Source organism: Bacillus sp. D48C, from assembly GCF_053345735.1.
In genome coordinates this window covers 525,570-546,546 of sequence record NZ_JBKFAQ010000003.1, presented here as the reverse complement: position 1 = coordinate 546,546, position 20,977 = coordinate 525,570, and the positions used below count along the sequence as shown (strand labels likewise).

The following is a 20,977-nucleotide window of genomic DNA, read 5'->3' as shown; positions in this document are numbered from 1 at the left end:
AAAAAGCCCTTCTAAAAAGGGCCTTTTTTTATTTATCTATAGTATTAAACTCCCCTACGAAATAACATTTTATCTAATGAAAAAGGTGCTGCTGATTGCACCACCTTAAAACATTGGATTTTCATCCAAATAATCATATACATTATTGACCAGTTCTTCTACTGTAGCACCTTGTACAACTTCACCATTTACAAGTGCAAACGGTCCTTCAAAACAAATGCCACAATATCCTAAACAACCATACTCCATTACATCTAAATTCGGATCTTTTTCTAATTTCTCTAAAGCTGCTTGTGAACCACTTGCAAGGTTACCTACACAAAATTCAATTAATGGTTTAATCAAAATTCTCCCCCCTGTACTACAAAACAAATTACCTTCTGACTCCATCTATAAGAAGAAAACTAAGCTGTCTCTTGTTGTTTTCGTTATACATCCTAAACTATTTAGTTACTTCACTATTTCACTTCAAAGTAGATGGTTTTATTTTATATAACATGCTACTTGCAATAAAATAGTAACTAAAAAGGCAAAACAGTTTACTTTACTTTTCTTCTTATTGTACAACAGAGTATTCATTCATGCATTGTTATTTGTTCACAAATTCGATATAATTTGATTGAGTAAAGTCAAAATATTTTATTAATATAAAATTTTATGATTAGGGGATATTTCAACAGAAAAGGGGTAATCCATCATGAAACACCTCGTAATACTAGGTGGCGGCTACGGTGGAATGAGAATTCTACAAAGGCTACTTCCAAGCAACCAACTTCCAGATGATGTACAAGTGACATTAATCGACAAAGTACCATATCATTGCTTCAAAACTGAATATTATGCATTAGTTGCGGGTACTATTTCAGAAACACATATTCGTATACCGTTTCCCGAGCACCCACGACTCAATATTCAATACGGCACAATAACAAATATTGATCTCGAAGAAAAAGCTGTTCATCTCGATGGCGGCGAAGCGATCCAATATGATGATTTAATTATCGGTCTTGGCTGTGAGGATAAATATCATAACGTTCCTGGGGCGAAAGAATATACACATAGCCTACAATCGATTGAACAAACACGTAAGACATATGAACAATTAAATAGTCTAGAACCAAATGCAACAGTAGCTGTCGTTGGCGCTGGCTTAAGTGGTGTGGAAGTTGCCAGTGAACTTCGCGAAAGCCGTTCTGATTTAAAAATCTATTTATTTGATCGAAAAGATAGAATTTTATTCCCGTATCCAGAGAAATTAAGTAGATACGTAGAAGAATGGTTCGTAAAACATAAAGTTACTATTATAAGAAACTCTAACATTACAAAAGTGGAACCAAATATTGTGTATAACCACGATGAACCACTTGAATGTGATGCAATCGTCTGGACAGCTGGTATTCAAGCAAATGAAGTTGTTCGAAACCTTCCAGTTGAACAAGATGGTAGCGGACGGGTTGTCTTAACTAAATATCATAATATTCCAAATAACGAGCACGTGTATGTTGTAGGAGATTGCGCAGCACTTCCACACGCTCCATCTGCCCAACTTGCTGAAGGTCAAGGAGAGCAAATTGTCCAAATATTATTAAAACGTTGGAACAATGAACCACTTCCTGACGAACTACCTATAATCAAATTAAAAGGTGTTCTCGGCTCTCTTGGTAAGAAGCATGGCTTCGGTTTACTTGCAAACCAACCATTAATGGGACGTGTACCAAGATTATTAAAATCCGGTCTACTTTGGATGTACAAATATCATAAGGGTTAATATCTTACAGGCTGTCTACTATGTAGACAGCCTCTTTGCATCAGTTTTTAAAAATTATCAGACACATCTTTCTCAATATGTATAATGATTTATTTTTCATTTTTATATTAAAAACTATTGATAAACAGTGTATGCTATTTGTAAGTTGTCTTATTATTTCCTTTAAGACCGAATTCATTCGGTCTTATTTTTTATGTGATAAATACTTTTGTAGGAGGCATTACATTCAACTTATGAACTTATCGAAACTAAACAATCGAATAGAAGCGAAAAAGAAAGAGTTAATCTATCTCGGTGAACGATACGGATTAACTCATAATAAAGTGATTTCTTTCAGCCAAGAATTAGATCGTTTACTTAACTTATTAATAAAACTCAAGATGAAGAAAAAACGTTGCTCTTTATAACCCTTATCCTCCCTTTTTTGATACGATATAAATAGAATCAGAAAGGAGCGATTTATGTTTATATTAAAAGACGTTATATATAAAGATATCCTACACATTCCTTATTTACAGATTCAAAATGAAAAAATCACTTGCATTATCGGTGAAAGTGGAAGTGGAAAAAGCACATTGCTTCGCATGTTAAACGATTTACAATCTCCAACATCCGGTACAATTGAATATAACGGAAAGTTAATTTCTGATTATCCGCCTATTCAATTACGTCGTGACGTAGTTATGCTTGGGCAAACTCCACCTATTTTTGATGGAACCGTTAAAGAAAACCTATTAACGGGACTTCGTCTTTCTGAAAAACCATTTCCAAATGATGATGCCCTGCGGAGTGCATTACAAACCGTTAGCTTAGACAAGCAATTAGAAGATAGCGCCTCCTCATTATCCGGCGGTGAAAAACAAAGACTTGCCTTTGCTCGTATTGTACTTATGGATCCGCCTGTCTATTTATTAGATGAACCCACTTCAGCACTAGACAATGATACAGAACGCCGCGTTATGAAACAATTTACTGAACTAGCACGAAAAAAGAAAAAAACAGTTATCTTCATCACACACTCGCAACAACTTCCAAAAGAAATTGCAGACGACATTATTGAAATTAGTAAAACAAACGGTGCAACTAGAAAGGAAGTGCTCTCTATTGAAGGGCGTTATTGAACTCCAAATTTGGCAACTGGCGGCTGCCTATATTTTTATCCTTATCTTAATTGGACTTGTAAAATTAAAAGGAATACCTCGTGAAAAACAAATCGCGCTCGCAACATTCCGTATGACGATTCAGCTCGTACTTGTTGCATATGTCCTTACATACGTATTTGAAAACAGTAATCCATTTTATACAATTGCTCTCATTACTTCTATTACTACCTTTGCAATTTTTAATATTTATAAACGAGTTAATATCCCAATGTCTAAAGAATTAAAACGAGTAGCCGCCCTTTCCATGGTCGCTGGATCAATTGGGCCACTTCTACTATTTATCTTTGTTATTATCGGTCATGACCCTTGGTATGCTCCGCAATATATCGTCCCTATTACGGGAATGTTAGTCGGTAATGCCATGACTGGTGTTTCTCTCGGCGCAAATACGTTCTTAAACAATATGAAATCGCAAAGAGGTCAAATTGAAGGTGCACTTATGCTCGGCGCAACACCGAAAGAAGCAGCTGCTCCGCTCATTCGAGACACTTTTGATTCTGCTATTTTACCAACAATTAATTCTATGGTCGGAATGGGAATTATAAGCTTACCAGGCATGATGACTGGTCAAATATTATCCGGTGTATCACCATTCACAGCCATTCAATATCAAATCGCTATCATACTCGGTATTTCAGGAAGTACCGCTTTCGCTGTCATTACCTTTTTACAGCTTGGATATAAAACGTTCTTTAATAAGCGATGTCAGTTGAAAGAGGTTGACTATGATGCGAAGTGAATCGTAACTTTCGCTCAGTAAATGATGCCCTGTTCTCGGTGAGTGAAATTATATCAACGATTTTTTCAATATATCTATCATAACTTGCAATATATCAACGATTTTTCAAATATATCTATCATAACTTAGAATATATCAACGATTTTGCACGAAATATCGATTTACCGACAAAAAGTGACATAATAAAAAGAGGAGGCTATTCGCCCCCTCTTTTTATTGTCTTACGCCTTCTTAACGAACTGTGATTTTAACTTCATAGCTCCGAAACCGTCGATTTTACAATCGATATCGTGATCGCCATCAACTAGACGGATACTCTTTACTTTCGTACCGATCTTCACAACTGAAGAAGTTCCTTTTACTTTTAAATCTTTAATAACAGTAACAGCGTCGCCATCTTGAAGAACGTTTCCGTTCGCATCTTTTACAACTTTTGCACCATCATTATTTTCAGCTTCTGCGTCTTGGCCCCACTCATGAGCACATTCTGGACATACGAAAAGAACGCCATCCTCATACGTATATTCTGAATTACATTTTGGACAATTTGGTAAAGTAGCCATAAATTCATTTCCTCCGTTCATTATTTATACGTAAAAATCAAAATTGATGTTTACATCTCGATAAATAAAATTTGTATAGCATTTCTTTATAGTGCCATAGTCTCACGTTATTGACAACCCTACCTCAAATTCTCATTTTTTATTGTATTTTACAAAATTTCAATTCGTATGCCTTTTTTCCATTTGCTCTTCTACTAATTTTAAAAATCTTCGTTGTGCATTTTTATTTTTTACCAGCAATCGAACTCTCAGCTTACTTTGTAAATATGAGCGAACTTTGTAGTTCGTAATAAATAACTTTTGATACTTCTCGTCTTCATACATCATTCGAAACCACTCATACTGCTGCAAATAAAGTATGTTAGCATCAATCTTTTTCGTGTGTAAACCCGTACCTAAACTAATAGATCCTATTAGAGCTTCTATTAATGCTGAAATCATTTCTCTCTCCCCTAATAAACAAAAGAAGAATCTTCACAAGATTCTTCTTTTCAAAATGAACGAGTTCCCTCTAGAAACCCCAATTATTTTCTTCAATATAAATTTGATATTCTTCTACTTCTTCTTCACTTAACTTCTTATTATTTTCATATACCTCTTGCCACTCGAAATAATCTTCATCGAAATAAACAGCAAATTTAATTTTCACATTTTTCTTCTCTGTATAATCATAACCAGTAAACTCTACTACGTCATACTCTTTTTCTTTCTTCACAAACTTCCAAGTTGGATTATCAGTCATAATCTCTAAAGTAACCCCTTCATCACTTGAACGAACAACGTTTTTAATATTCGGCTCAGTTGGTAAAAAGGACAGCCCTAACGCAGCTAAACCAAACACAATCCCGACTATAATCTGTAAACCAATCATACCAGCTACACTAACGCCGCCCTTTGATTGTAAGAAATACGCCTTCTCATGATCAGACGCATCTTCTCCCTTACGAAAAACACGAACAGCATGCTTATAATATAAACGGTTTCCTTGCCATCCAGTAAATATCATCATTCCTAATTGAAGAGCTAAACTAAATGTTACATAAATCCCATCTGGAATATCTATAAAAGGGGGTATAACTATACTAGGTATAGCCAATAACGCAAATATAATAAATAACTTATACATTTTACGATAAGCTAACCAAAAGGTTGGGAAGAAAAAGGCTACCCAATTCCATGTATTCCCTTGCGCAGGATTTTCTACTTTACCCCACTTAAAATCATAATAAGCTGTATTTTTTTGAACAACTTTATGTAATTCTTGCTGAGAAATTGTTTCTTGTAAAACAGTGTCCTTCACGTACATCATCCTTTTCTTATTTCTATATACATTTATTGTATATGTACAAAATAAAGGAATCTAACAAAAAGTACACATATTTCATAAAAATGAACGGAAATCGAATATATTCCGACAATTATCTGTTTCTTATTTCATTTTACTTTTAAATATATTAAAATAATCATGTATCATACCTTTAATACACCAAGTTAATTATTTTATATATTCACTAAAAGGATGCATCAAAATCATTTTTATACATCTTTTTTAGTGAATATATACTACTATTTTAAAACAAACATCTCGACTTAAGAAAACTCACAAATTAGCCTTCTACTATTTCAAACATATTTCCACTTACACAACTAATGAATAGTCCATTATTAACTTCCTCAATTGATACAATAAAATCTATTACAACAACATTTTTAGGGAGTTTAATTATATCTTTCACTTCGCCACATTCAGCATCAAGTATGATTAATTCTAAATTTGAAGTAGCAATGTAAATTTCTCCATCTTTATATAACAGAACCTTTGTAACATCATGTAGAGTCGTATTGTTCCAAATCACTTTACCTGTTTGAATATTAATACCGCAAATTCTGCCTTCTCCTAAGGACAATACCATCATCTCTCCAGTAAGAAATGGAGGTAATTCAATTTCAAAAGGCATATTTACTTCATATAATTTTTGACCGCTCTTATGGTCATAACATTGTATTTGTCTACTTACATCTTCATATTCATACTCAGTTCTTGTTAATAGTATTTTTGATTCCATTGATGCAATGTAAGAATACTGTACCTCATCAAAGACTTTTTCAAAAATTAAGTTACAACCTTCTTTTCCATATTCCCACTTTTGTAATGAATCTATTGCTACACATATAAAATGTTCATTAGTTAAAGTAACTGGTTCATTTGGATTACAATCTTCCATCATTTGTTTCCATAGTGTAGAAGCGTCTAATAATTGAATGGCAATTGCAACGTTACTATATACATCAGCTTCCCCATCTTCATCAAAAGAATTTCCTGCTAACACATAGTAATCTGAGCCAAGATGACACTGCGCCATTTCTCCCCCGACTCGGACATTCTTTTCCCATAATTTCACTCCACTTTCAAGCTCTAATAAAACATTGTAGCCTTCTTGTGTAATAACTAGTAAACGTGGTAACTCTTCTCCCGTAGTTTTTACATCTTGTATAATATGCCCTTCTATTTCTAAATCCCATAGAAGCTCCCCACAACTTGATGAAATAGCGTACAATTTCGCCATACTTTCTCCAAATCGATTCGCATGCCAAATAATTGTGACACCATTCACAGTTATGCAATTACAATCTTCTACTATTGGAATATGGCACTGCCAAATTTCTTCTTTCGTTTCACTATCGAGTTTACGAATTCTGTGGTTATTTCCCTCTACATAAAAGATACTCTTCTTATCATGAGATAGTACCGGAATAAATATCGGGTCAACCTCTCTCCCTTTTAAATACTTCCATTTTAATTCATACTTGTCACTTGTAGAATGATAAGTTCGATACATAATTTCATCATTTCCATTTACAAGTTTAGGAACAAATGGATCAATTCCTAACATTCTATGGTAAGCATCTTTGATTCGAAAAGAATCAACTCCACTCATGTAAATCTGCCCTATCTCCTTTTTAAGAAACGAAAAGAGTACTCGTAAAAATTGCTCGCTATCAACACTAGCTAACTTCTTGCCTCTCTGATTAATAATGAGAAACTCCCCATCTTTCTTCTTAAATTCCATCTTTTTTTCATATTCATTTAAGAAAATTGTAGCGTCATCATATTTAAAAACCTCGATACAAGCATCAAACAACTGACAAATCGGGTCTATTATGTCCGTCTTTTCTTGAAATACAATACTCTCATCTATACTAAGTACTATTTCTCCGACATTTTCTGTTGGCAGTTTATTTAGTTCGATTTGAAACTTTTTCATTATTTTCTCCCTCTATTGCGCGTTATCTAAACTAACTATAATATATGACATAAGATTCTTAAAACTATTATTTGAGGTGACCGAATATGAAGAGTACAATTTGGGCAGAAGATGACTATTTAAAACTAGCACCCATTAACGACGAACTAATCAAAAAAGCAGAAGAGGTACTGAACGTAAAGCTTCCAGAATCATACATAAACCTTCTAAAAGAACAAAATGGGGGAACTCTTCGTCTTGATACTCACCCTACTTCAAAGCCAAATTCTTGGGCAGACGATCACGTTAATGTATCTGGTTTATATGGTATTTCTTTTGATGAAAATGAATCTAGTATTTTAGAGAGTCGCTATTTAATTCGAGAATGGGAAATGCCTGATAATATCGTACTTTTATCTGGTGATGGACATACATGGATTGCATTAGACTATCGAAATGTAGCTGAAAATCCTCCAGTTATATTTATCGATAATGAGTTTGAGGAAATTATTGAATTAGCACCTAACTTTGAAAGTTTCTTACAAAACTTAACTACGTATGAATATGACGAGGAATAAGTCTCGCTCTAAAAAGGATCAAGATTTCATTACAAATTTACACGCCACTTTAAAACCACTCGGCTTTAAGAAAAAAAGACATACATTTTTCAAAGCTGAAAACGGATTTTATAAGCTCATTAACATACAAAAAAGCCAGTTTGGAGATGAATTCTATATAAATATAGGAGTCCACCCTATCGGTCTCCCGCAGCTTATTACGGACCAATTACAATTAAAAGAAAACATTTCAATATTCGATTGCATTCTACAAACGAGAATAGAGCCTATGCATATCAAACAGAACCAGTTATTGCATAATGTTTCACATGAAACTATCGCTATTCCGAATTACCTTTCTACTATTTTCGACTGGTTTCAAACGTGAGCGTCTTATGAAAATCTAGTGGAAATGAATATACATTCCATTACTCCGGTACTAGCTGTCGTTTCAATATTACGAGAAAAAGCGTTTCTGCTTCTTACTTGTTTTTCTTTCTCCAAATTAAAACAGTACGAACAAGCTAATCGCTATTTACAGCAATATTTACATTGCTCCGTGCATCTGAATACCGAGGAAAAAGAGCTCGTATTCTTTCATGAAATTGATATGTATATAAAAAAACTAGTAGAAAGTGCAATATGATTTCACATTTTGCTTTCTACTAGTGCTTTATATTCCTTTTGTAGCTTTTTAAATTGTTCTTCATATTTTTGCATCTTCACAGTATCCGTTTTTGAATTAAGGACTGGCCTTCTTCTCCCAGTCACCATTATATTTTTCCCATCTATTGCATCGTTCATATATACGTAAGGTTTAAAAGACTCGCATACCGTATATGGCAATGCTACAGAAAGTTTTGCATACTCTTCCACCTTAAATTGATTAGATATGCTTAACTCTTTTAAATTTTTCAATTGCATTAACGGTTCTAATGAATCATCTTTAACCTTTAAATTCATCAAAGTAAGCTTTTGCAACTGCTGTAATTCAGCGAGTGGTTTTAAAGTTTGTACTTTCATCGCTGTATTTATCCCACCACCCATATAGAAAGTATTGAGTTGTGTGCACTTACTTAAAGCACTTAAATCTTCTAACTTAGAAAAATCATCAATTAGTAAGGATTTGAGCTTTTTATTATAATCAATATCCCATAACGTCTTCGCTTTTGTATTCCAGCACATATACAACTGTTGTAAATTAGACAATTTCTGAAGGCTACTTAAATCCTCGACCCTCATTTCGTAAACGTATAATATATCGGGACAAACATACGTAAGAATATGATCAAACTGCTTTTGATTTACTGTGAACACCCATAACTTTTTAACTTGCAAAGATGCTAGTCGTTCTATATTTTTTGTTTTCCCCTCAATCGCTACTTCTTCTAAATCACCAGCTATACTTGCTAAGTCTTTCATAATCTTGGGCTGATCACCAATCGGAAACATGTTATCCTCCCCTACAACTCCCAAGTAATATTCATTTCTTCAAATGACTCCTTACTAACTTCCAATCCTTCGCTATCTTCCGTTCCAATCATTGCTATTTCTTCTTTAGACAACTTAATTTCCTCATTTGGACTTTGGATTTTTTTCTTATACACGAGTTGTAAAAGCTCTATTTGTTCCTCTGTCAGTTCATACTCTTCTTCCAGTCTTTCTATTGCTGATTCTGTATCAAGTAATGGAATTTCTAATAAGAATCCGCCGTGCTCTTCCATCTCTTCAAATGAATCAATTGAATACGCACCGCTATCCTCAATCCAAAATGCAGTTGTAATAAAAGGAACTGTTTCGCCTTCTACTTCTTCTAATACGTATTGAAGTGCTTCTTCTTTCGCAATATCTATTACTTCCGAAGGTGCCCCTTCAAAATAATCTTTCGCATCAATCCACTCATCAATTCTCTCGCTATTCACATCTTGAAGACATACGATCGTGTAATTCGGATGAAACGTAATTGTCCCTTGTCCGCCTTGAGTATTTTGCATACTATAGTTAAATCCATCCCATGAACTTTCATGTGAGAAATCTGGACAATGTGCTACATTAATTGCATGGGCAATCGAATTTAAAACGCAGCCTTTCCATAGTTGTTCTTTATCTATATGTAATTTATATTTACTCATCCGCTTCCCCGCCTACATATTTTTTTATATTATCTGTCGAATTCTCATTCCTTGTAAAGTACTTTTACGGTATGTAACAACATGAAATAACAGTAAACGATTTTTTTAAGGTGAAATTTCAAATGAAATTCCGATGCTTTATTACTTCTATAAATTGTATTGATTATAATCTCATTCAAATAAAAAAAAGCGGTCATATCCCTATGACCGCTTTTTTTATTCTATTGTAATGCTCCAATCTCCGTCAGCTTTAACACCAAAGCTATACATTCCTGTGTCTTGGAATACTTGAGAAGCTGAGCCCTCATAACTTCCAATTTTGTTAACAAGCAAGTTTTTATCATTCACTTTAATAATAAAGTTTCTTGAGCCCGTATGTTTAAGTTTAATTATGTGGTTACCACTTGGTACTTCGATAAATACCACATCGTCCCCATGACCGCTAACTGTGCCTGGTGCTTTTTCTGTATTTGGAGAAGCCTTTTGGGTTACCGAGCTACTCCAACCTCCACTTGATTTCACTTCTAAATAGTACTCTCCAGATGAAGGAACCGTTGTTTGGACTGTTCCTTTATAGCTCCCAATAGTATTTACTAATAATTGAGTAGCTGTACCCGAAGAATCTTTTAGATGAACGATGAAGTTTCTTGAACCTTGATTGGTAAACTCAAAGAATGCTAAACCTGAATTCAAATTAATTTTACTTGTAACAGAATCTCCAGATCCTTCTAGTTTTTGTTTACTATTATTGTATGATTCTTCAAGTTTTTTCTTTAACTCTTCCTGCTCTTTTTCTTTAATAATCCTTTGCTCTTCTTTAATTCTAACTTCTTCCTCTTTAATAAAGTTTGCAATAGAATCCTCATTATCAAAAACTTCAATCTTTGTAACAGCAGTCTTATTTAAAACAACAGCCGCTATTTTACCTTCAGAGGAATTGAAAGTGTATACAGAATATCCTTCGTAATCTTCAAAGGAGCGATTATTAAGACTTGCTTCTTCTTTTTTATTAGAAAAATCTTCTTTAGTCATTCCGACTGTAAACATCGATTTTATTTCTTCGATACCATATTTCTTGTATGTAACCTTTTCTTTCTTTTCTTCTTTCTTTTCTTCTTGTTTTGCATTTGCAACTTTTTCAGCAGGCTTATTGTAAGTTGCATTTAATAAAAAAGAACTATCAAAAATAGAGTATCCTACAAATCCTATGACCATAAGAATAGCAAATTTCTTTTTACCATCTTTCTTTTTAACCAATAGTTGAATGATTTTAGCTAAACCATATAAGCCCATAAAGAAAAATATTACCGCTATTCCACCTAAAAATGAGACATTAAATCCTAATACTACCATTGCTAATACAAATGAAATAATAGCTCTTTTTATCCATATTTTTGCTGGTTTTTTTCTAATTTTACTTACTAATGAAATTACTAATAAAACAAGTGATGCAAAAAATAACAAACTCCCTACAACTTCTAAAAATCCCATAACATGTCTCCTTCTGTCTTGTTCAATACTAAATGTATTATATAGATATATTAATAGTAACTCATTATTCGCAAGGAAGTAAGGTGTTTAGGGGATGATTTAATTTTTAGATTTGTTAAATAAAAACAGGGGGTTACAATTTGTTATTTCATAACTTTAATTCCACATTTCGTTAATCTATTGTTAATTTTTCAAAAAATAGGACTTATTATAAGTCCTACCTCAACTATATAGGACATTTTTGCAAATGAAATTATGCAAAATAAAAAGCTACTACCATTTCTCTCTACACGTCTCAATTAAATGCAGTAAGTACCTCTTCGTCATATCTGCCCTTCTCCACCTTGAGAGCATTCGCTTTTCTTTTGGATTGTGCCGTATTCGCTCTACTTCTTTTAATAAAAGCTCCCATTCTTCCGCTGAACTTTCTAACAAGTATTGCAATCCTCTATCTTTTGAAACGATTGTTTTATAATCTAGTGTATATAAAATACGTCCCATCGTAACGACAGCTGATTCTACCCACTCTTCTACAAAGAATAAATATGGTTGTTTCGCCTTTTCACTCCAGTACTGTTCTACGTTATATTTCATCGTATTTACTACATCATTCCATTGTATTTGCAACGGAAGATCTTCTGCTTCTTTTCCGGTAACTGTAATGCCTTGATTTTTCAACGTCCACCATGTGACCGCATTAATGTCCCAATGACCAACATTAGCTTTACCATCTGCACAATACACATACTCGTTTATTTCATCATTGTATTTCCCTAAATCAACAAGCGGAATATACATACCGTCCATTCTTTTACCTAGCGTATTATCACTAAGTTTCTTATGTAGTTCCACAAGCTGCTGTTTTTCAGCTTCATTCACGGAATCACTTATCACTGTAACAAAATCAACATCGCTCGTTTCCTTATGAAATGCACCTAGTGCGATGGATCCGTAAATATATACCCCGACTATTTTTTCATCTAAAAAAATTTCTTTTAATTCTACTGTGTACCGCTCCATTAACTGTTGTACTTCCGTTGGTAACGCATGCTTCACTCCATTTTTCATATCTATCCCTCCAATAAAAAAAGCCTTTGCAAATTCGCAAAGACTTCTTGTTTTATAAATATTTCTCGATTTCTTCGTAAACATCCTTCAAACGAGGATTTCCTTCTCCAACAATTTCTCCATTTACAAGAACGACCGGATAAAATAAATCTTCTTCCACTACGCGCTCTGCGAATGCTTTTTTATCTGCATCTTCTTGTTCTTCTTGGAAATCGATATACTCGAAATTAAATTTATTTTCTTGTCCTTCATATTTACGACCAATTGCCGCTTGTAACCATTCAAACGTTTCTGTTGAAGATGGCATTCCGACGCAGCTCGCACAAATTACTTTCGTCCCATACACTTGAACATTAACCATTTCTTCTCCCCCACTTCTTGTTCCAACAGTATATTCAGATGTCTTATTACATAAGCACATCATTTTACAATCTTATCCCATACCCCTATACTGAAAAAACACGATACAATATTTCGACAATAAAACAAGAAGAGAAAAAATAGATTTTCCCCTCTATCTTGATTATAATAAAACTGATGAAAGGAGTCGATAAAAATGGAAAACCCACATATGCAAGAACAAGTATTAGAAGTATTAGATAAATTACGTCCATTCTTACTTCGCGATGGCGGAGACGTTGAATTAGTAGACATTGAAGAAGGTATCGTAAAACTACGCCTTATGGGTGCATGCGGAAGCTGCCCAAGTTCTACAATCACACTAAAAGCTGGTATCGAGCGCGCGTTACTTGAAGAAGTACCAGGCGTTATCGAAGTAGAACAAGTATTTTAATCTAAAAGCGGAAGCGGCTCGTTCAAAATGTGAGGAGGATGGAGCTTCTGACATAGAGGCGCTTTTTGCCTCGGCGGAAGAAGCGAAGCCACCGAACATTTTAGCCGCTGGAGCTGGATAATTAAAAGCGGAAGCGGCTCGTTCAGAATCGCCTTCTAAAAGGAGACCAAATTTGGTCTCTTTTTTATTCAAATCACATTTATCCGTTAACATCATAAAACAAAATTGGAAATCCTTCTCAAAAAATGCGATAATTAATACTATATAGTGAATCGTTCACACATATAAAGTAAGAAAACATAGGGGGATGACACATGCCAAAAATGGGGAACACTTTTTTAACAATTCAAGAACTAGAAAAGAAAAAAGAGTATTTATTAGGCCTTTCATCCGTTATACCAACATGGAATACAAGCTATCAATTTTTATTTAAAGAAATCCAGCAAGAATTATTGGGTAAAGTAAATGAAAAACTCGAAAAACATCAATTCGTTTTAAATATATGTACAGATCAACAGGTAGGGGCATAATGTATTACATAAAATTGTGGTATAAAAAAGAGACCTCCAGCGGTCTCTTTTTTATACGTTTAAGATAGCCAATCTAATTTTCTAATCCCAAGCTTATCTACTGGTAAACGAAGTGAGCCATAAAAATGCTTCATAAATTGCTCTGAGCGGTTCACATCGTGTAAAATGGCTTCTAAGCGATCTCTATATATGCTTTTTTGTTCTTCGTTTCCAGTTTGGTAATATCGTTCGACCGTTTCAAAATAGTGCAGCGGGAACAAGAGCCTTGCAAATAATAAGCGCCAGCCAAATGAGGATAGCGAATAATTACGTTCATAATCTGTAACAAATTGAATTATTGTTTGCTCCCAGTCTTTCTTTTTTTCTATCATCATATAGCGAATTAATTCTGCCATATCTCGAGTTGGGTGATCATACACCCAATCAAAAGGAAGTTTGAGCCGCTTCGTTTGATGCCATAATAAAGGTGTGAATCGTTCTTGGCAAATTGTTGCTGCATCCGTTAGTTGCGGCGTATCATCCATTTCTGTATCGACAACATATTGAATTGCATTTTCTGCAACTCCTAAGTAATACGGGAAGGATTCAATAAACAATTGATCGAATACATCTGAAGGGTGGTTCATCACTTGTGATTGCCAAAACTTTTCTAATTGATCGAGCCTTTTTTCCCATAACGCTTTCCATTCACCAATACGGCTTAATTGCTCAATTTCTTCTGGAAAGAATGCACCTCGTTTATGGAATATAGAAAGCTCACTTCCTAATGACATAGCATGTCGTTCTAACGTGCGCATACCTTTTAATAAGCAGTAATTTTGTTCTTCTATCTCACTTACATAGTAGCCGTGTATAGTCGGAACGAAAGTCGCTACAGTTATATCCCCTTGCTGGTTCATATAATCACTGAGCTTTTTCATCTCTACAAGTACTTCTTCCTCCATTTCTCCAATTGGAACAAGTACATAAATTTTGTTGCGAATCCAAAAGCTTTTATAGGGGCCAAGGGGGATTAATTCTTTAACATGCATGTGATAATGCTCATAAATATGCTGAATCATCGCAGTCGCCACCTATGGTTTTTCTTTATATATATGAGCTTGTGCTCGCCTTTCATTCCTATGCACATGATAAAGCAACGAAACGTATACAAATACTAAAAAGAAAAAAAGGTGATAAACATGAAAGAATCAAATCAACTACAAGAAAGAGCATTACAACTATTACAAGAACGCGGTGTAACAATTGACGATATTGCTGAACTTGTTCATTTTCTTCAAAAAAAATATCATCCAAATTTAGAGATGTCAGAATGCCGTTATAATGTAGAACGTGTACTATCAAAACGTGAAGTACAAAACGCACTGATTACAGGTATCGAACTCGATGTTCTTGCTGAAAAAGGAATGCTAAGTGAGCCGTTACAAGATATCGTAAAACGTGATGAAGGCTTATACGGAATTGATGAAGTTATCGCACTTTCTATCGTGAATGTATACGGATCTATCGGTTTCACGAACTTTGGATATATCGATAAATTAAAACCTGGTATTTTAGAATACTTAAATGATAAATCAACTGGAAAAGTGCACACGTTCCTTGACGATATCGTTGGCGGAATTGCTGCCGCTGCCTCAAGCCGTTTAGCGCACCGAGCTGATCACTCGGAATAATAATGTTTTCTAGACCGTCAGTTTCATGCTGACGGTCTTTCGTATTCCATAAGCATAAATTCTCTTCCACGACTCAAAAAAATAGACCCTTGCTTAAATCCGATATTTTTATATAACGTAATCGCTCTTGTATTAAATGTTGCTACACTTAATCGAAACATCTTCGAATTAAATTCCTTAGCAGCAAACGCTATTCCAGCTTGAAAAAACATTTCTCCCATTCCCTTCCCTGTTAAATCTGGCTTCATGCCAAGTCCGATATCAATCACATCTTCTCCACCATATAAATTAGCATCTCTTCCACCTGGTACTTGTGCATTTTCTCCAAAACAAAAATAGCCGATGAACTCTTCTTGATCGTTACAACAGCCATAATAAGTTCCATCTAATAATTCTCTTATTACTTCTTTCTCGCCTGAAAAACTATATAAATTATATGGTTCCTCGTACGCCCACGTATTTATCTCATTTGCTTCTTCCTCTGTTAACTTATGTATATCCACTTTCTCTTTCCCCCTATTATATTTCTATTAACAATATTCGATATTCATCTTATAATTCATCTTTCTCAATATATTTTTTTAATTTCTCGCTTCATTTTATGGAAGATTTTTCTTATTATGTTACGATTAAACAGAATCATTACAAATAAGGTGGTGACAATTTGAATTACTTTTCTTATCTCTCCTCAGAAGAACGGCAAAATTTTTTCTATAAAGAACCTCTTAGTTTTTCAAAAAATATAGGAAAAGAACAACTAGCTTACGCACTAGGCGCTACACTATATACTCCTGGCACGAAAGAAACGATTGCGGAAGATATAATTAGAAAGAAACATGTGGATGCTACCTCAATTATTCTTTGTCTAGAGGACGCTATCAGCGATGAAGAAGTAAAACTTGCAGAGCAAAACATCGTCGTTCAAATACAGCAAATAGCCAACTTAGTCAGTGCCAACATACTAAATCAAGCAGACATCCCACTTCTTTTTATTAGAGTTCGACAGCCAAGTCAAATGAAGACAATTGTTACTGAATTAGGTAGTGCTGTTCATTGTTTATGTGGTTTTGTCTTTCCAAAATTCACACCGATTAACGGAAAGACTTATATCGATCAGCTTGCATGTATAAACGAGTTATACTCATTATCGCTATATGGCATGCCGATTTTAGAATCACCAGAAATTATGTATAAGGAAACACGGGCAGAATCATTATTACAAATAAAAGATTTACTAGATTCTTATCACGATTACATCTTAAATGTACGTATTGGTGCTACTGATTTTTCAAGTATATTTAGTATTCGGCGCAATAAATACACACCTATCTATCATATTACTGTTGTCCGTGATTGTATTTCAGACATTATTAACGTTTTCTCAAGGGCAACAAATGAATATATTATTTCAGGATGTGTATGGGAATATTTTTCTAATGATCATGAAGAAGGGCTCATTCAAGAGGTATCACTTGACCATGCAAATGGCTTAATCGGAAAGACAGTTATTCACCCATCTCATATTAAAGTTGTACAGGCAATGCACATTGTCACAATGGAAGATTATTTAGATGCGAGGTCAATTTTACAAAATGCAGATACGTATAATGGAGTGCTAAAAAGCAGTTTTTCTAACAAAATGAATGAAGTAAAGCCGCATTATGGCTGGGCTCGCAAAACCATTTTAAAATCTAATATTTATGGGGTGCTACATGAAAACAAACAATTCACCGATCTCCTTATTACAAACGCAAAGCAACACGTATAACGTTTTAAATAATATACAAGTTCATGTAGAAGTACGTGATAATCCATATAACTTAGCGCTAGACAATCTTTTTCAAATGGCTGCTAGAATAAATAAGAAACGTAGTTTTTTATTTGTGAGTACAATCCTTGGAAAGCATCTTCCTATTAAACCTGCAGTCTCTCTATCAAGTGGATTTGCTCTCGCTACAAGATATATGGAAATGCTACATAATACTTCTCATCCATTTCAAAAAGAAATTTTAAATCTCATTTCATTAGAAATTCATGAAATCCCAGAGGAAGTATTTCGTTATCAATATCCTCTGCAAGAAGAAGTTTTGTTCATCGGATTCGCTGAGACAGCGACAGCACTTGGTCATTCTATGTTTCAATGCTTTCAAAATGCAAAGTATGTACATACAACTAGGGAATCGATACCCCACCTAGAATCTGTCATTACATTTGAGGAAGAACATTCTCATGCAACATCGCACCGTTGTTATGTGGATGAAAGCTTTTTTCAAAACAGCAATCCTATTGTTCTCGTAGATGATGAGATGACAACAGGAAAAACAGCATTAAATATTATTAGATCGATTCAAAATAAATTCCCACGAGAAGAATATATTATTGCTTCTTTATTAGACTGGCGTTCTCATACTAATAGAAGACAATTTAAACAATTAGAAGACGAACTTCAAATTAAGATTCATGTTATTTCTTTATTAGAAGGCAGTATTCATACAACTGGCCAACCATTGAATATTGCCAAAACAGATATTCAAATTGAAGAAACAAAACCTGATTTCAAAAAACATACCCTTACCTGCCCAAAATTACCCTATACATCAAATTATATAAAATATACTGGGCGATTTGGCATTTCAGCATATGAACAACAGCACATTCATTCTTTCGCTCAAGAAGCAGGAAAAACTTTAAAAAGAGAAAGAATTGGAAAACGAACACTCTGCCTCGGAACGGGTGAATTTATGTATATCCCAATGAAAATTGCTGCTGAAATGGGTGATAATATTTTATATCAATCTACAACAAGAAGCCCTATCCATCCTGTTTCAAATGATGTGAACTACGCCATTCATAATCATTTCTCATATCCAAGTCCTGAAGATTCTACTATTACAAATTACTTTTATAATATTTCACCTCATGATTACGATGAAGTATTTGTTTTTATTGAACGTGATTTAGGAGAAGAAGCCCTATCTCCTCTTCTACAGCAGTTACAAACAGTTATTCCTTTTATTCATATCGTCTCATTTTCAAATAGCATAGAAAAGGAAGGTTGATAATTATGGTAAAAGTAAATTCTCACATTAGTAGTTATGATCCAAATGATGCTATTTTTCTATTAAAAGATATTAGTGATTTAATGAAAGAAAGTTCCACAGAAACTAGAGAACAAGCAATTCAAGCTGGCACACATTATTCTGAAATGTTACCAATGGAATATAAACCATCTAAAGCGTATATGGATTTATTCTTTTCTTCTCTGCAACAATACAAACACAAACTAGCCATCGCTGTTGGAGTTGTCGCCGAACAAATTATACAGACTAAAGGAACTAACCTTGTCCTCGTTTCATTAGCTCGTGCTGGTACACCTATTGGCATTCTTATAAAACGCTACATACGCTATCAATACAACCTTGATGTACCTCACTATTGTATTTCTATTGTTCGCGGACGCGGTATTGATGAAAATGCACTCCATTATATTTTGGAACATCACCCTAAAGAAACAATTCAATTCATTGATGGATGGACTGGGAAAGGTGCAATAAAAAAAGAATTAGAATATGCAGTACACACATTTAACGAACGAAATAATACACACATTTCTCATTGTATGGCTGTGCTTGCTGATCCCGGTTACTGTACTTCAATTTACGGTACACGTGAAGATTTTCTTATTCCTAGCGCTTGCTTAAATGCAACCGTCTCTGGACTCATTAGCCGCACTGTACTAAATGATACCTATATTGGTCCAAATGATTTTCATGGTGTTAAATATTATAAAGAGCTAGAACAAGAAGACTTATCAAATTTCTTCGTTGATGAGGTGACAGATTTATTCCCTTCTGTTCATTCTCATATAGATAATCAATTACGTTATATTACTTCAACTTACACTGATCCCTCTTGGCAAGGATTAAAAGATATACAGTCTATCCAAAGTCACTTTGAAATTGACGATATTAACTTAATCAAACCAGGAGTCGGCGAAACAACTCGCGTATTACTCCGGAGAATACCGTGGAAAATTTTAATATGTAAGCAAAACAATCCCGATTTAAAGCATATTTTACTTCTCGCTAAAGAAAAGAATGTCCCTATTGAAATCTATGAGAATATGACTTATTCATGTTGCGGGCTCATTAAGCCTCTTAGGAGGGAAACGTTATGATTTTCGCCAGTGATCTTGATCAAACGCTTATTTATTCCCGGAAATCGTTTCGTGCCCCTATAGAAGATGAATCAATTCAACTCATTGAAACTTTAGATGGGAAAGAAATTTCTTTCATATCACATAAAACCATTTCACTACTAAAAAAATTACAACTGCACTCACATTTCATCCCAGTTACAACAAGAACTATTGAGCAGTTTCAGCGTATTACTTTATTCCAAAACGAAATCATTCCCGAATACGCCATTACAAGTAACGGCGGTAATATCCTTCATAACGGTAAACAAGATGGTACTTGGAACAGGACAGTAAAAGAAAGACTATCGGTTGAATGTATAGAGAGAAACGACATACTAAAGGAATTTGGACAAATTGCTCATAAAGATTGGGTTATATCACAAAAAACAGCCGATGATCTATTCCATTATTGCATCATTAAGCGGGAGAACATTCCTTATGATGAATTATCATCCTTCACTTCCTGGTTAGACAAACAAGGCTGGAATTATTCACTTCAAGGTAGGAAGCTATACTTTGTACCAAAACCAATTAACAAATGGGATGCCGTGCAATATATAAAAGAAATTTTGCAAATAGATACGATTATTACAGCTGGGGATTCTTTACTTGATTTATGCATGCTTGAAAAGGCGAACCATGCCTTCGCACCACTTCATGGTGAGTTAGGAGCAATGCATGATAACTTACAATCCTATATTTTAAAAACAGACGCAATCGGCATATATGCCGCAGAAGAAATCGTAAATAAATCACTTCAAATTATTCACAGTTCATTACCTACCTCATGATTAAAATATGCACAATTGCATACGCACCACAATTAAACAAATGGTACAATTTATTTGAATCGCTGTTGCTACACTTCTTGATTAAAGAAAAGGCGCTAACACGGAAATTAGCGTCTTATCAACCTCAAGCAATTGGCACATTTTGTCATCTTAAAAGACACTCGAAAGAGTGTCTTTTTTTCTATATCCAACAAGGACTTACTCATTTCAAAGTATAAATACATAAAATAATGTAAATCATTACAAGCATGAATCACTTTCTAAAA

Annotated in this window: 24 protein-coding genes and 1 pseudogene; 13 read left to right on the top strand and 12 right to left on the bottom strand. The window is 34.2% G+C overall.

Annotated elements, in window-relative coordinates:
- Positions 1–105: 105 nt before the first annotated feature.
- Complete coding sequence (locus tag ACLBXA_RS11600) at positions 106–345, bottom strand: YuzB family protein (protein WP_000595025.1); 240 nt, start codon at positions 343–345, stop codon at positions 106–108.
- A 352-nt stretch (positions 346–697) separates the two neighbouring features.
- Between ACLBXA_RS11600 and ACLBXA_RS11595 the strand changes: the two genes are divergently transcribed.
- From ACLBXA_RS11595 to ACLBXA_RS11580, 4 genes are all read left to right on the top strand, one after another.
- Positions 698–1,768 (top strand): NAD(P)/FAD-dependent oxidoreductase, encoded by a 1,071-nt coding sequence (locus ACLBXA_RS11595; RefSeq protein ID WP_000682066.1) that lies wholly within the window; start codon positions 698–700, stop codon positions 1,766–1,768.
- Between the two features lie 233 nt (positions 1,769–2,001).
- Positions 2,002–2,175 (top strand): aspartyl-phosphate phosphatase Spo0E family protein, encoded by a 174-nt coding sequence (locus ACLBXA_RS11590; RefSeq protein ID WP_141403422.1) that lies wholly within the window; start codon positions 2,002–2,004, stop codon positions 2,173–2,175.
- Positions 2,176–2,229: 54 nt separating this feature from the next.
- Positions 2,230–2,889 carry an ABC transporter ATP-binding protein gene (locus ACLBXA_RS11585; protein WP_000470267.1) on the top strand — a complete coding sequence of 220 codons (660 nt, stop codon included), beginning with the start codon at positions 2,230–2,232 and terminating at the stop codon, positions 2,887–2,889.
- The gene (locus ACLBXA_RS11580; protein ID WP_447617220.1) at positions 2,873–3,670 is read left to right on the top strand and encodes an ABC transporter permease; all 798 of its coding nucleotides are present in this window, start codon (positions 2,873–2,875) and stop codon (positions 3,668–3,670) included. Before ACLBXA_RS11585 ends, ACLBXA_RS11580 begins: the two co-directional genes overlap by 17 nt.
- Before the next feature lie 221 nt (positions 3,671–3,891).
- Here ACLBXA_RS11580 and phnA read toward each other — a convergent pair whose 3' ends face one another.
- The 4 genes from phnA to ACLBXA_RS11560 all read right to left on the bottom strand — a co-directional run bounded on the left by phnA (position 3,892) and on the right by ACLBXA_RS11560 (position 7,499).
- Positions 3,892–4,233 carry an alkylphosphonate utilization operon protein PhnA gene (gene phnA, locus ACLBXA_RS11575; RefSeq protein ID WP_000212735.1) on the bottom strand — a complete coding sequence of 114 codons (342 nt, stop codon included), beginning with the start codon at positions 4,231–4,233 and terminating at the stop codon, positions 3,892–3,894.
- 159 nt (positions 4,234–4,392) lie between these two features.
- Positions 4,393–4,674 (bottom strand): hypothetical protein, encoded by a 282-nt coding sequence (locus ACLBXA_RS11570; RefSeq protein ID WP_000622252.1) that lies wholly within the window; start codon positions 4,672–4,674, stop codon positions 4,393–4,395.
- A 70-nt stretch (positions 4,675–4,744) separates the two neighbouring features.
- Positions 4,745–5,542, bottom strand: coding sequence for a DUF2628 domain-containing protein (locus ACLBXA_RS11565; RefSeq protein ID WP_003280627.1), 798 nt, complete (start codon positions 5,540–5,542; stop codon positions 4,745–4,747).
- 298 nt (positions 5,543–5,840) lie between these two features.
- The gene (locus tag ACLBXA_RS11560; protein ID WP_447617219.1) at positions 5,841–7,499 is read right to left on the bottom strand and encodes an outer membrane protein assembly factor BamB family protein; all 1,659 of its coding nucleotides are present in this window, start codon (positions 7,497–7,499) and stop codon (positions 5,841–5,843) included.
- Positions 7,500–7,585: 86 nt separating this feature from the next.
- On the opposite strand from ACLBXA_RS11560, the gene ACLBXA_RS11555 reads away from it, so the two are divergent.
- Entirely contained in the window at positions 7,586–8,056 is a 471-nt protein-coding gene (locus tag ACLBXA_RS11555) for an SMI1/KNR4 family protein (protein ID WP_000843111.1), read from the top strand.
- Positions 8,043–8,681, top strand: a pseudogene (locus ACLBXA_RS11550) (DUF4304 domain-containing protein). Before ACLBXA_RS11555 ends, ACLBXA_RS11550 begins: the two are co-directional and overlap by 14 nt.
- A gap of 2 nt (positions 8,682–8,683) precedes the next feature.
- On the opposite strand, the gene ACLBXA_RS11545 reads toward ACLBXA_RS11550, so the two are convergent.
- The 5 genes from ACLBXA_RS11545 to ACLBXA_RS11525 all read right to left on the bottom strand — a co-directional run bounded on the left by ACLBXA_RS11545 (position 8,684) and on the right by ACLBXA_RS11525 (position 13,087).
- Positions 8,684–9,487 (bottom strand): hypothetical protein, encoded by an 804-nt coding sequence (locus ACLBXA_RS11545; RefSeq protein ID WP_000483947.1) that lies wholly within the window; start codon positions 9,485–9,487, stop codon positions 8,684–8,686.
- An 11-nt stretch (positions 9,488–9,498) separates the two neighbouring features.
- On the bottom strand, positions 9,499–10,167 hold the full coding sequence (locus tag ACLBXA_RS11540) for a hypothetical protein (protein WP_081144088.1): 669 nt from the start codon (positions 10,165–10,167) through the stop codon (positions 9,499–9,501).
- Between the two features lie 216 nt (positions 10,168–10,383).
- A complete protein-coding gene (locus ACLBXA_RS11535; RefSeq protein WP_000506012.1) occupies positions 10,384–11,658 on the bottom strand; it encodes a tripartite tricarboxylate transporter TctB family protein in 1,275 nt (424 codons plus the stop codon).
- Positions 11,659–11,931: 273 nt separating this feature from the next.
- A complete protein-coding gene (locus ACLBXA_RS11530) occupies positions 11,932–12,726 on the bottom strand; it encodes a nucleotidyltransferase domain-containing protein (RefSeq protein ID WP_002162985.1) in 795 nt (264 codons plus the stop codon).
- Between the two features lie 52 nt (positions 12,727–12,778).
- Positions 12,779–13,087, bottom strand: a complete 309-nt coding sequence (locus ACLBXA_RS11525) for a YuzD family protein (protein ID WP_000248588.1) — start codon at positions 13,085–13,087, stop codon at positions 12,779–12,781.
- A gap of 195 nt (positions 13,088–13,282) precedes the next feature.
- Here ACLBXA_RS11525 and ACLBXA_RS11520 point away from each other — a divergent pair, with 195 nt between their 5' ends.
- Together ACLBXA_RS11520 and ACLBXA_RS11515 are read left to right on the top strand one after the other, a co-directional pair.
- Positions 13,283–13,519 (top strand): NifU family protein, encoded by a 237-nt coding sequence (locus ACLBXA_RS11520; RefSeq protein WP_000431159.1) that lies wholly within the window; start codon positions 13,283–13,285, stop codon positions 13,517–13,519.
- Positions 13,520–13,833: 314 nt separating this feature from the next.
- Positions 13,834–14,049: a hypothetical protein gene (locus ACLBXA_RS11515; protein WP_001125497.1), complete on the top strand. Its 216-nt coding sequence runs from the start codon at positions 13,834–13,836 to the stop codon at positions 14,047–14,049.
- A 59-nt stretch (positions 14,050–14,108) separates the two neighbouring features.
- On the opposite strand, the gene yutH is transcribed toward ACLBXA_RS11515, so the two are convergent.
- Positions 14,109–15,110 carry a spore coat putative kinase YutH gene (gene yutH / locus ACLBXA_RS11510; protein WP_000614219.1) on the bottom strand — a complete coding sequence of 334 codons (1,002 nt, stop codon included), beginning with the start codon at positions 15,108–15,110 and terminating at the stop codon, positions 14,109–14,111.
- Between the two features lie 120 nt (positions 15,111–15,230).
- On the opposite strand from yutH, the gene ACLBXA_RS11505 reads away from it, so the two are divergent.
- Positions 15,231–15,722 (top strand): phosphatidylglycerophosphatase A family protein, encoded by a 492-nt coding sequence (locus ACLBXA_RS11505; RefSeq protein ID WP_000665102.1) that lies wholly within the window; start codon positions 15,231–15,233, stop codon positions 15,720–15,722.
- A 23-nt stretch (positions 15,723–15,745) separates the two neighbouring features.
- Here the strand turns inward: ACLBXA_RS11505 and ACLBXA_RS11500 are convergent, their stop codons facing one another.
- Positions 15,746–16,225, bottom strand: coding sequence for a GNAT family N-acetyltransferase (locus tag ACLBXA_RS11500; RefSeq protein WP_000351144.1), 480 nt, complete (start codon positions 16,223–16,225; stop codon positions 15,746–15,748).
- 161 nt (positions 16,226–16,386) lie between these two features.
- Here ACLBXA_RS11500 and ACLBXA_RS11495 point away from each other — a divergent pair, with 161 nt between their 5' ends.
- The 4 genes from ACLBXA_RS11495 to ACLBXA_RS11480 are packed head-to-tail and all read left to right on the top strand — an operon-like array spanning position 16,387 to position 20,711.
- Positions 16,387–17,490 (top strand): HpcH/HpaI aldolase/citrate lyase family protein, encoded by a 1,104-nt coding sequence (locus ACLBXA_RS11495; protein WP_001106085.1) that lies wholly within the window; start codon positions 16,387–16,389, stop codon positions 17,488–17,490.
- Positions 17,435–18,781 (top strand): phosphoribosyltransferase family protein, encoded by a 1,347-nt coding sequence (locus ACLBXA_RS11490; RefSeq protein ID WP_000856294.1) that lies wholly within the window; start codon positions 17,435–17,437, stop codon positions 18,779–18,781. Before ACLBXA_RS11495 ends, ACLBXA_RS11490 begins: the two co-directional genes overlap by 56 nt.
- Before the next feature lie 5 nt (positions 18,782–18,786).
- Entirely contained in the window at positions 18,787–19,899 is a 1,113-nt protein-coding gene (locus tag ACLBXA_RS11485) for a cysteine protease StiP family protein (protein WP_044783123.1), read from the top strand.
- Positions 19,896–20,711 carry an HAD family hydrolase gene (locus tag ACLBXA_RS11480; protein WP_081144084.1) on the top strand — a complete coding sequence of 272 codons (816 nt, stop codon included), beginning with the start codon at positions 19,896–19,898 and terminating at the stop codon, positions 20,709–20,711. Before ACLBXA_RS11485 ends, ACLBXA_RS11480 begins: the two co-directional genes overlap by 4 nt.
- The last annotated feature ends 266 nt before the right edge of the window (positions 20,712–20,977 follow it).